Origin of the sequence: Catenovulum adriaticum (assembly GCF_026725475.1) — a bacterium.
Classification (GTDB): domain Bacteria; phylum Pseudomonadota; class Gammaproteobacteria; order Enterobacterales; family Alteromonadaceae; genus Catenovulum; species Catenovulum adriaticum.
In genome coordinates, this window is sequence record NZ_CP109965.1 from 1,234,165 (window position 1) to 1,246,082 (window position 11,918).

At 37.5% G+C, this 11,918-nt stretch carries 6 protein-coding genes, 1 tRNA gene and 2 pseudogenes; 1 reads left to right on the forward strand and 8 read right to left on the reverse strand.

Going from position 1 to position 11,918, the window contains the following annotated elements:
- The first annotated feature begins 524 nt into the window (after positions 1–524).
- Positions 525–2,084, forward strand: a complete 1,560-nt coding sequence (locus OLW01_RS05585; RefSeq protein WP_268075746.1) for a diguanylate cyclase — start codon at positions 525–527, stop codon at positions 2,082–2,084.
- Here OLW01_RS05585 and OLW01_RS05590 read toward each other — a convergent pair.
- The 8 genes and pseudogenes from OLW01_RS05590 to OLW01_RS05620 form a co-directional block, all read right to left on the reverse strand.
- Complete coding sequence (locus tag OLW01_RS05590; protein ID WP_268075747.1) at positions 2,062–5,382, reverse strand: bifunctional diguanylate cyclase/phosphodiesterase; 3,321 nt, start codon at positions 5,380–5,382, stop codon at positions 2,062–2,064. The two genes, OLW01_RS05585 and OLW01_RS05590, sit on opposite strands and share 23 nt — an antisense overlap.
- 117 nt (positions 5,383–5,499) lie before the next feature.
- Positions 5,500–5,958: a hypothetical protein gene (locus OLW01_RS05595; protein ID WP_268075748.1), complete on the reverse strand. Its 459-nt coding sequence runs from the start codon at positions 5,956–5,958 to the stop codon at positions 5,500–5,502.
- A 711-nt stretch (positions 5,959–6,669) separates the two neighbouring features.
- Positions 6,670–6,746: transfer RNA gene (locus tag OLW01_RS05600), tRNA-Val, on the reverse strand.
- A gap of 361 nt (positions 6,747–7,107) precedes the next feature.
- Complete coding sequence (locus tag OLW01_RS05605) at positions 7,108–8,565, reverse strand: carbon starvation CstA family protein (protein WP_268075749.1); 1,458 nt, start codon at positions 8,563–8,565, stop codon at positions 7,108–7,110.
- A 378-nt stretch (positions 8,566–8,943) separates the two neighbouring features.
- A pseudogene (locus tag OLW01_RS18480) lies at positions 8,944–9,075 on the reverse strand (IS982 family transposase); the annotation flags it as partial.
- A gap of 68 nt (positions 9,076–9,143) precedes the next feature.
- A pseudogene (locus OLW01_RS18485) lies at positions 9,144–9,452 on the reverse strand (IS982 family transposase); the annotation flags it as partial.
- A gap of 161 nt (positions 9,453–9,613) precedes the next feature.
- On the reverse strand, positions 9,614–9,772 hold the full coding sequence (locus OLW01_RS05615; protein WP_268075750.1) for a pyrimidine/purine nucleoside phosphorylase: 159 nt from the start codon (positions 9,770–9,772) through the stop codon (positions 9,614–9,616).
- A gap of 131 nt (positions 9,773–9,903) precedes the next feature.
- The gene (locus OLW01_RS05620; protein WP_268075751.1) at positions 9,904–11,511 is read right to left on the reverse strand and encodes a right-handed parallel beta-helix repeat-containing protein; all 1,608 of its coding nucleotides are present in this window, start codon (positions 11,509–11,511) and stop codon (positions 9,904–9,906) included.
- Positions 11,512–11,918 lie beyond the last annotated feature (407 nt).

Here is an 11,918-nt window from a genome sequence, read left to right on the forward strand (position 1 = left end):
CTTCGCTGCTAGCTTTTATAAACCTTGTAGGCGTGCAGCTTGCGCACGCAGTATTTGAACGATACAGCTCGTAGCGCAATTACGGATAGCTAACATTAAAAACAAGCAATGAAAGTATATTTAAGTACCGGCCAAGTTAATTGTCGTCGATCAGCAAAATTGATAGTTTTAGTTGGCGCTTTTATATCATGTTATGACATATATGGGTCGACACTTTGGACAAACTTTAACGGTTAGAATAATATATTGAGATTGCGGTAGCTTCGATGCTTCGAAGTTGGCGGTATTTTTATGTGTGCGATGTAGCGGCTACATTAGTTAAGCAATATTTTTCAGTTAGTTAATGCCAATTTTATAACGCTCGAGAGCAAGAGACTTTTAAATTAAATATGGTTTTAAAGTTTTTTTGTTTGTATTCGTTAGCTAAAATCCGCCGGAAGTTAAAGCTGACTCATGAATAATTGTACCGCTAGAAAACAAAATGAGAAGTTTATAGCTCATTAAGTAATTATAAGGGTTTAATTTTGACACCTCTTGTTCACTCTAAACAAACGATAGGCTCTAAATTGGCTGTTCATATAGTTATTTTGTGCGTTTTTTGTGCGTTTTCTTTTGCTCTTTTAATTAAACAATATCAAGAACAAAAGCAGCAATTATTTAATAATTATTCATTGGGCGTTAAATCAAAAGTTGAAGCCAGTCTTGGTGTTTATAAGAAGTTTTCAAATTTTATCTATCAACAAATTATAAATAATGATGAGGTAATGAAACTTTTCCAGCAAGCTGCTAATTCGGATGGAGCGATTCGAGAAGAAAATCGCCAAAAAGTTTTAGATATACTTAATCCGACTTATCGGTTATTGGTTAAGCAAAATTTCAGACAGCTTCATTTTCATTTTGCTAATGGTGATACGTTTCTTAGAGTCCATAAACCAGCAGTATATGGAGATAACCTATTTTCGGTTAGAGAATCTGTTAGGTTAGCCAATTTAGAACAAAGAATAATAAAAGGCTTTGAAGAGGGGCGAACGTTTAATGGATATAGGTTTGTGTACCCTGTTATTTATGGCGGGGAGCATCTAGGCAGTGTAGAAGTTTCTTTGTCAATGGGCAGTATTCTGGATGTTTTATACGAGCTTTATTCGGATAAAGATTTTTATTTTATTATTAAAAAGTCTGCAGTCGAAAAAAAGGTGTTTAATGATGCAAAAACAAATTACATATCAAGCTCCTTATCTGAAGATTACTATTATGATAAAGGGGTTTTTGAACAAAATGTTATAAGAGTAAAAGACCGTACGCTGGTTAAAAATGTGGCGTTATTGCGCAAAAAACTCAAAGATTCAATTGATAGCATGGTTAGCTTTACAAAGGTTGTGTCTATTGATGGAGTCGATTATGCCCTTCGTTTTTATTCAATCAAAAATTTTAAAAACGAGCATGTCGCGTATTTAATTGTGACCTCCAAAGACGCTAGTTTTAATCAATTGTTTAATAAATTTTTAATTTACGGCATCTTACTTCTGCTAGTGGTGATAACTTACCTGTGGAGTGTTTATTCTGATTTTTTTCATAAAAGGCAGCTGCTTTCATTGTCTAATACGGACTTTTTAACCAAGTTATACAATCGTAAAAAATTTACCGAAATGCTCCACTTAGAAATTCTAAAATACAACCCTGAGCAGTCCGTGTTTAGTGTCATTATTTTTGATATTGATCATTTTAAATGCATTAATGATGAGCTTGGCCACAATGTAGGCGATGAATACCTTAAAGAACTCAGTAAATTAGTTTCAGCTAACGTTCGAGATACGGATATTTTTGCACGTTGGGGCGGGGAAGAGTTTGTTTTGTTGCTTCCCAACACACAAGAAGGTGATGCTTTAACCATGGCCGAAAAGTTACGCAAAAAAGTGGAAGCTCATCAATTTTCTTCATCAAAGCATGTAACTATTAGTCTGGGAGTTGCTGCGTGTATAGCACAAGAACAAAAAACAGATGATATTATCGCGAGGGCAGATAAAGCCTTATATGCTGCTAAATCAGATGGTAGAAATACATCTAGGGCTTGGTCACATTTGTAATGTTCAATAGGTTCAGTTCTTCAAGCTTACGTGGTTTGCCAAATAAATATCCTTGATAAAAATTGCAGCCCATACGGTGTAGTAACTGGCGGTGCTCATTCGTTTCGACGCCCTCGGCAATCACTTGTAAATCCATGGATTTGGCTAGTGTGATCACCGCTTGTGCGATGGACTTATCGTTTCTACTGTGAATGATGTCTCGTACAAAACCTTGGTCTATTTTTAGTTGGTTGATGGGTAACTGTTTTAAATATGATAACGATGAATAGCCGGTACCAAAATCGTCAATTGAAAAGGTGATCCCATGTTGCTGCAAATCGACCATCTTAGCTTTAACATCTTTGATGTTGTTGGCTAACAGGGATTCAGTTATTTCTAATTTTAAACGCTTGGGGTTCGCGCCCGAATGTTTTAATTTGTTCAGTACTTTATGCACAAAATCATCTTTGTTAAATTGAACCACGCTGATATTCACAGCAATGGTTAAATTTTGTGTAGCGGGATCCTTTGCCCATAGAGCTAAGGTACGGCAGGCTTGATCTAATACCCAGTCTCCTATAGGCACAATAAGGCCTGTTTCTTCGGTTAATGGAATAAATTGCGCTGGTGAAATCATCCCTTTTTGTGGATGAAGCCAGCGCAGTAGTGCCTCAACCCCAACGATCTGTCCGTGATGGTTAACTTGTATTTGATAAAATAGGATAAATTGTTGGTAGTGAATTGCACAGTATAAGTCATTAACTAAAGTTGCTCTCGCGCTAACCGCAATTTGCATTTTAGGATCAAAAAACTGAACCCGGTTGCGGCCTGCATCTTTAGCTTTATACATAGCCATATCGGCTTGTTTAAGCAAATCTTCTTTGCGCACAGTGCCATTTTTAAACATGGTGACACCAATACTGGCAGAGGAATTATACGTTAAGCCCTCAAGTTCATACTCCTGAGCCAAATGAATCATTATTCTTTGCGCAATAGATTCAGCCTGATTAGCCGCAGTTTGTTTATCTCTATTTAGGTTTGTGACTAAGATAACAAACTCATCTCCGCCTAATCTTGCAACGGTATCACTTTGACTGACAGATTTAATTAAGCGTCCAGATACTAGTCTTAATAACAAATCCCCTATATTGTGACCAGCGCTATCATTTAAAGTTTTAAAATTATCTAAATCAAGAAACATTAACGCTGCGAATTTTTTTACGTGCAAACAATGGTTAATTGCACCTTGTAACTTTTCTAAAAATAAACGCCGATTGGGAAGTAAGGTAAGTGGATCATAAAATGCTAAATTGTGTATCTCTTGCTCACGCTTTTTGCGCTGAGTAATATCTCGTACAATGCCAATAAAGTTGGTTTCGCCATCCATTTGTACTTCGACTACACCCAGTTCAATCGGAAAACTTCTACCGTCTTTGTGTAAAGCATCCAGTTCACGAATACGGCCAGTAATATCACTGATACCTCTGTTAATGTAATTGGAAAGATAACTATCGTGATTTTCTCGGTGCGGGGAGTCCATTAGCATACTGATATTTTTGCCCACAATTTCGTGGTCGGAATAACCAAAAATTTGTTTTGCCGCTTGATTTAGAGTGAGCACGATTCCTTTGGTATTAATAGTAATAATCCCATCGAGTAAACGCTCTACAACAGCTTCCATCTGTCTTGATTTTTCATTTAGGGAGCTTTCGGCTTTTATTTGGTCATTAATATCAAAGTGTGTGCCCAGCAACCATTCGGCCTTCCCATCATCTGTCTTTGATGATATTTTCCCCCTTGTATTAATCCAGACCCAGGTACCATTTTTATGTTTCATACGAATATTGGCTTCGTATATTGGGATTAAACCATTTGTGTACCTTTCTATTTGTTCGGTACAATAAGCTAAATCGTCCGGGTGGGTCAGTCTTTCCCAGGTGCTTCTGTTTGCTGGCATCAACTCAGCAAGTTCATAACCTAATAGTGTTGCCCATTTATCATTAATTATTAACTGGTTATCTTGTAAATTGAGGCGCCAGGTGCCAATGGTATTGGCGTCAATAACTGCCTTTAACAAATTTTGACTATTACGAATGATTTCTTCATCGCGTTTTTCTTTGGTCACATCGGTTTGAATGGCAATATAGCCGCTATGCTCGCCATTTTCGTTGAACATAGGGTTACAGGCTATTCTAATCCAATAGGTTTTTTGTTCTTTTGAATAATTGAGCACATCAACATTAAAGCTTGTTTTTGAAGCCAGTGCTTCTCTCATCTTTTTTATGGCGTTTGCGCATGTATCTGGACCTTGCAGTAATTCGCCAGGTTTTTTACCCGACATTTCCTCAAGGCTATAGCCAGAAATTTCAGCAAAAGCTTCGTTTATCCACACAACTAATCCGTTTGTATCTGTGATGACGACGCCATTTGTTGTTTGTCTAGCGACTTCTGACAGGCGCCTTAACACTGAGTGGGCATTGGTTTGTTCGGTAATATTTCTAATAACAACTAGGACTTCGTTTTCATTAATTTTTTTGTAACGCGCTTCAAAAGTTTTATTTAAATTTTCAAAGGTATATGTGTGATGAATAACAGTTTTTTTACTAAAAGCTTGATTAACATTCTCCACCACTTGACTCCCTAGTTCATACGGTAGAATGTCAAGAATTTTACTCCCCAAAATTTCATGTTGGGGTTTTAATAAATCAGGGTGGTCGTTACAGGCTAAAAATCGAAAGTCGCGGTCAATAACAAAAACAATATCGGGTAGTGTCGAAAGGATGGATGCTGTTCTAGTTATTTCTGATGATAGTGGGTGTTGCTGGTTTTGTTGGTCGTGTCTGGCAATTTCATGCTCAACCATATCTGCTAACTCACGCAACATTTGTTTTTGATGGGTGGAGAATGTTTGTGGCTGCGGATCAATCAGGCACAGTGTGCCAATAGGATGGCCGCTTGGGCTGTGCAATTGAGCACCTGCATAAAAGCGAATATAGGGCGCTTGTGTTACGATCGGGTTTAGCGAAAAACGTTTATCTTTGCTTGCATCGTTAACGATAAAAATATCGGAATATAATATTGTATGGGTACAAAAAGAAGTATTTCGTGCCATCTGGCAGGTATCAATTCCTTGCTTAGATTTAAACCACACTCTGTCTTTATCAATCAGTGAAATAAAGCATGCCTTAACTCCAAAAATAGAAACAGCCAGTCTTGTAATTCGGTCAAAATGTGCTTCGGCAGGGGAGTCTAGTAATTTTGTTTGCTTGAGCGCGAATAAACGTTCGGTTTCATTGTTCAGTTTATTAGGGGTGTTCATATGTTTCTCCGCAAGCGTTATTTATGATATTTGATTTGTTATTAGAGATAAGTTTTGCAGCTGAATGAATAGTCAAGCGGTTATCTGTTAGCCTAGATTTGAAACCAGAAAACCAGCTTATATGTTTCTTATTAGGTACGTTAAAAGTCTTATTATTTTGGTAATTGTAGTCTTTTTTTTAATTTTAGTTTCCAAACGGTTTGAAAAAGTTAATTTTTTTGTGATTTTTTGATTGCTGAAAGAGACTGCAGAGGGGAGAGAAAAAGCACATAAATTGGGTTGAGCTAAAATCTGCATCATTATGCTCGTCAGCTCGTTTATATTTAATTTCTGTTTTGACGTTAAGCTTATTGCACAGCAGAAGATCCTTACCAATTTTTTTAATTTTTGAAATAGCGTTCGGCATTTAGCTATATCATGTGGTTTAACAATCAACGCTGTTTTTTTAGAAATGATATTTTGGATAAAAATATTGTGATATCCCTTAATATATTCCTTCAGGCCAGTCGCGCCCAACCATTGTTTGGAACGCTTGGATACGGTTGAATTCTTATTAAAAGGCTTGTCATTGCGCATACACCAGTCCTTAGCATGCTATTTATCACAATAGGATAAAAATAATTATCTACTTATTTTATAAACTATTTAGGCTATCTGATTAAATCCTAATTAGAGTTAGTATAGTTCAATTTTGGTAAGCTTAGGTGGTTAAATTAACAAACAAAAATACGCACTAAAATTTGGGGGGCTGATTACCCCAGATAAAAACAATTTAATGGAAGCTTCAATGTTTTAGCCTAAGCCCAAAGGTTTGCATTATTCAACCTTTGCCAAAGCACAGCGAGAATTGAACACGTTAGAGCGTGAATATAATCAATTATGGACAGACAGGTTAAAAATTAAATTTAGTGAATTTTGGGGTGTTTTAGAAAATTAACACAGCTTACTAATGTTTGCATATTGTTTGCAGATTGGATTTTTAAAAGATTTTGTAAGTGTCTACTAGCGCGGGAGACCTTTATAATTTGTACCACCGAGTGGACTCGAACCACTGACCCTTGGTGCGGGTGATAAAGAGCGGTAGTGCTTTAAGCAGCTGGGTTATAATGTACTAAGAAAATAAATTGAGGCAGAGAAAACATTTGTTGAGTGGAGAAGAGAATTGGTACGACCGAGTGGACTCCACCGACCCTTGGTACGGGTTATAGAGAGCGGTAGTGCACTAATCAGCTGAGTTATAAAGTCTTAGAAATAAGTAAAATGGCAAAGGGAATTTAAAGTTAAAATTGGTACGACCGAGTGGACTCGAACCACCGACCCCTACCATGTCAAGGTAGTGCTCTAACCAGCTGAGCTACGGTCGTACAATATAGATAGGTTGCTTGTGCAACGGCGCGAATATTAGCGATTCGTTTGGTCGATAGCAAGCTTTATTTTGTAAAATAAGTTTGTTTGCTTTTTTTTTGTTCAATCAAGAGGACGTTGTAGGCAAACAACAAAGATTGGAACTTTTTTATTGCATGGCATATTTAACGATCATCTCTAAAGGGTAAGTTAACAATAAAGTTTGAAATTTTTAAGTTTGGTGGTTCTGGTAGCTGTGGGTGGGGCACAACAGCCAACGCCGGCATGAATCAATTACAAACTATTCATTAGCAAGCCGCCAATAAATTAGTGAGTTACTGACAAAATAACTCACTAAATAGAATTAAGCTAAAACTAGACCTAAGCTAATTGCTGTTTCTTATGAGTGAATACCAACGCAATCAAGCCGATTAGGACCACAACAATGCCAATTGGTTTGCTTAACTCAGGCGATAAATTAAAGCCAATCGCAGCGGTCATAATATAAGAAACCGTGACAGCGGTTGCAATAACGGCTGGAATACTGACTACCCAATGGAAAGTACCTCGATCAAACAAATATTTAGTGGCCAACCACAAGACACTAGTTGAAAGCAACATATTAGAAAAAGCAAAATATCGCCAAATAACAGTAAAGTCGAGCTTTGTCATAAAATAAGCAATCGTCAAAATAGGTACAGCTAACAATAAACGATTACGTATACTTTGCGGTATATTAAAAGCGTCAACTATCGTTAGGCGCAGTGAACGAAACGCAGTGTCGCCCGAAGTAATTGGAAAAACCGCCACTGCCATAATTGCCATAATACCACCAAAAACGCCTAGATAGCTTGTTGCGACATGGTTCACCACTAAACCAGGGCCACCAATATCTAACATTGCTTTTAATCCAGCATACCCTTCTGGAAACGCAGCAATTCCCGCTAAAGCCCATACACAAGCTACAATACCTTCGCATGTCATAGCGCCATAATAAACAGGGCGAACATATTTTTCATTCGTTAGGCAACGTGCAATAATCGGTGCCTGTGTAGAATGAAATCCACTAATTGCTCCACAGGTAATCGTAATAAATAATAATGGCCAAGTTGGTAGCCCATCAGGGTTAGGGGCTAAAAAATCATGAGCATGATCAGTTTCAAAATAAGCTAAAAAATCTCCAGTCATCGGCAAATGTGGTGCATCCATTAATAGCGCAATCGCGATCAGGGTTGTCATCACTATCATCAATAACCCAAAAATAGGGTAAAATTTAGTAATAATTTTATCTATCGGTAGTAAAGTAGCTAAAAAATAATAACCTAAAATTATTAACACCCAAAAAGTATTGTCGGCCATGAAGGTATCTTTAAAAAAGTCTAAATTACTTAATAAACCTGCGGGACTCATAATAAAAACCACCCCGACAAAAAAGAGTAACATCGCCGTAAAAATTAACATTAATCCTTTAAACACAATGTTGTAATAATGACCAGCAATTTCCGGCAAACTTTTACCATCTTCTTTAATACTCATCACCCCCGAAAAATAATCATGTACCGCACCGCCTAAAACATTCCCAAGCACAATCCAAACCAACGCAATAGGACCATATAAAGCCCCTAAAATGGGCCCAAAAATAGGTCCAACGCCTGCAATATTCAAAAATTGAATTAAAAATGCTCTCACAGGATGAATTGCGACATAATCAACGCCCTCGTTGAAACGGACTTGAGGAGTGGTTACCGATGGATCGATCCCCGCCTGTTTTTCAACAAACGGGCTATAAAATTTATATCCTAAAATCAAAATAGTGAGGCAAATGAAAAAGATAATCATAAACAGGCATGTCCTTTTTAAAGATAAATTATCAGAGTAAATCAAGTACTCAGAGTACAAAACGCAACTCTAAAGAAGATGAAAATATATATTAATTGTTAATATTATGCGCTGAACATAACAAAGTCACTCACAATAACAAAATACTAATTGTTTTAGGGTTTATTTGCGTAGCAATATTGGCATGAATGCTTAATTGAGCAAATGGCATGTTAATAAACGTTGCCAAATCTCAAGTTGAAAGGGAGTCTCTTTTAAATGCAATTTAATTTTCTATAGATTTTGTAGTGGCAGAATAATTTGGCCATCTGATTAGAGATGCAGCTAATTTCAATAAATCGTTAGGACAGCTGACATTTTAAATAACCCGAGATCGGTTTAGGCCTTAACCATAGAATTCTTCTCTATGTCAGGAATATTAAGGCTTGGCTTGTTATCTTTAAGGCAATAGGCCACCAATCCTGACATCAAATTCAGCATAAAACCATTAATACTTCTATGTCTTGAATGTTATATGTCTAGTGACATACAGATAGGTTAGTTGAGTCAATAAATTCAAAGCCTGTAGGCTTACGTTACAAGGTGGTAAAGTAAGAACAGATTGGTATTAAAGCCTTTGGCATAACTTCAATAAATCGGGTATAGCTAAGTAAATTTGGAAATTATTTGCGATAGAATTGGTGCACATAATCAAGGTGAAAATTCTTAAAATCTCGATAGTGAGACATGTGAAAAAGGATAAGAATCGTCATAATTTCTCTCATCTGCATTTGCCCTTTGCGCTGACGTTTTTTCGTACCATTTTCGAGCATCTGCTTTTCCCATTCTGGAATAAAAACTTTGCAAAAGTCATCGACATCACAGAAGGTTTCTACTAGTTTGATCATGCCTGTTCCTTATTTTTCCGGTGTTTTTTGGTCGAAAGATCGGCTCGTGGAACAGACTCATAGTCCCTTATATTTTTGATTTTTTATCCCGAAATGAGGTTAATGTTAGTTTAAAGCTACCGTTGGTCGGAATTTCATAACTTTGATCTATTAGTAAAAATTTAACATTCACTTTCGCCCGGCAATAAAACCGTCATCTCACCTGAGATAACAGTTACTACTTCTTTTTTGCTGTTTGAAAACTCATGATCACCCGCCGCCATTACACTAACGGAGGTCGGCAATTGTTCACCTTCAAAATAGTTTTTAAGATCAAACAAGTATCTAGTTCTTTAATCAAATAAGGGCAAAACTCGAAAAAGTTTGCGTATTTCTCGTAGGTTTGAACCGCCGTAGGCGTTTCAAACAACAGCGGTGTTTGTTTTAAAAGTAGGCAAACACCGCTTATCGATTATGGATTACCGTCGTTGTTTAACCACAAATACATAACATCATCAACAATGCCATCCATTTTTGGGTTGCTTGTTGTCATGCTCCGTTTTTGCTGCCAAACATAGTTGTTAAACCAAGTTACATTATCTTGCTGCACGACCCGGTTAGATTCTGTACCACGCATTAAAAACCCTTGTTTTGCTTCTAGTGCATTAAAAATATTATTGTTTTGCCAAGTATTCCAACGTGTACCTTGAGCGCCAATATTCATTTCGGTGCCATTTTCTTGAAAACCGCCCGCGCCAATAGGAGAATGTTGAGTTAAATTAATGATTCCAACATTATCGTTAATAAGGTTGTGGTGGGCATCAATTTCCGTCCAGATTAAAAACCTGTTGTCTGCACCAATGATCACATTCTCTTCAACTTGATAGCGAGCTGAATGGGAATCTATATCTATGCCGTCCCAATGGTTTCGGGTGATTAAGTTATTACGTACAAAAGCTAAGTTATCTGCAGCATGACCGCTACCGTGCAGGTGCACGCCTCTAAATACAGATTTGTCGATAAAATTATTTTTAATATCAACCTGGAACGTGCCTGAGACATAGATAGCGTTTAAAGCACCTTCGAGTCGAACACCGTCAACAACAACATTTCTCGCATGATCAAAATGAATGCCATTGGTTCTTGGAATCACCTGGCCTGTGTTAGCTAGGGTTCCATTAGAATTACGAGGTTTTAAATCAGGATCATAGCGAGCCCAATTGCCATCTGGGTTAGATTGTGCCGTACTTAACTCAACTTTGATTTTACCTCGTTGGCTACCTAAAAAAGTGACATTCTGAACAATCGGCTGGTTTTCTATTGATTCTTTGAGAGGTTTATTTAACTCGACAATATTTGGGGGCTCTGCATAGTTTTGCCCCAAGGATGTCCAATCATTTTCGCCGATATTTCCGCGATTTGCATCCCAAGCACTCGCTTTACGCCGAACTGTAAAAACGCCATGCATTTTGGAACCTTTTGGAGTGTAAGCTGCGCCGCCAACATGTGGGGTATCCGCACCTGTATAAGTTAGATCTCCATCGATCCAAATGGTTTTGTTGCTACCAACGTAAATAGGCGCATCAATATTCCAGTTGCCTCGAAATACAAAAGTACGCTCGATATCATCTGCTATTTCTTGGCGAGCATTATCAAGTTGAACAGGTCCCCACAATACAGTGATTGGATTTACAGCCCTTTGCCACTCATCGGGCCCAGACTCGGGGCGGTTTGCCAAAGCGTCTGCGGTGTTTTCCACTGCATTCATCGTTGCTATTTGGTTTCCAAACGGAGCGTTATTGCCAAGAAAGTAGGGGGTATTAATTACCTCAACCCAAGGTACACCAGCGGAATCAAATTTATTGCGAATATTGTTTCGTTCATTATCACTGCCGAGCGTCGGGGCTTGCTGGGTTCTGACTACGCCATCGTCGTTGGGGTAGCTACCGTTAGTGTCGTGGCGGTCAGCATCATCCCAATACCAAGTTCCCCCTTGAGTAAAAGGAGCACTGATGCTTGGTGCTGCAATTAACAAGCTAGCCGTTAAAGCTATTAATTTTTTTTGAAAAGAATATGTCATTTATTACACCTGCATTTATATATTTACATATGAAGTTTTATAATAATTACATAAAATTAACTATACGTAAACATTTATAGAGCAATCATTTGAAAATTTAATCTACGGGCTACTTGTGTTAAGTAGTTTAACTCGATATAAATAATTGATTTTTATGTTTTAAAAGTGTGAGTGATAATGGAATTGGTGCTATAGATGCACTATTTTTAATACTCGAAAGCAGCTTAATCAGCCAAGGTTGGTGATGCTTTTGATATAATAGAAGGTTTTATGAATAGGTGTTATCACCAGTAAAATATAGGTGAGAGGGTGAGGCTATTGTTTTTCAATCGTACTAAGTGTAGTGGCAGAATAATTTGGCCATCTGATTGGAGATGCAGCTAATTCTAATAAATCGTTATGACAGC

Coding starts and splice junctions, on each gene's coding strand:
- OLW01_RS05595 (WP_268075748.1), bottom strand. CDS start 5,958: ATGCGCAATGACAAGCCTTTTAATAAGAATTCAACCGTATCCAAGCGT.
- OLW01_RS05590 (WP_268075747.1), bottom strand. CDS start 5,382: ATGAACACCCCTAATAAACTGAACAATGAAACCGAACGTTTATTCGCG.
- OLW01_RS05605 (WP_268075749.1), bottom strand. CDS start 8,565: ATGATTATCTTTTTCATTTGCCTCACTATTTTGATTTTAGGATATAAA.
- OLW01_RS05620 (WP_268075751.1), bottom strand. CDS start 11,511: ATGACATATTCTTTTCAAAAAAAATTAATAGCTTTAACGGCTAGCTTG.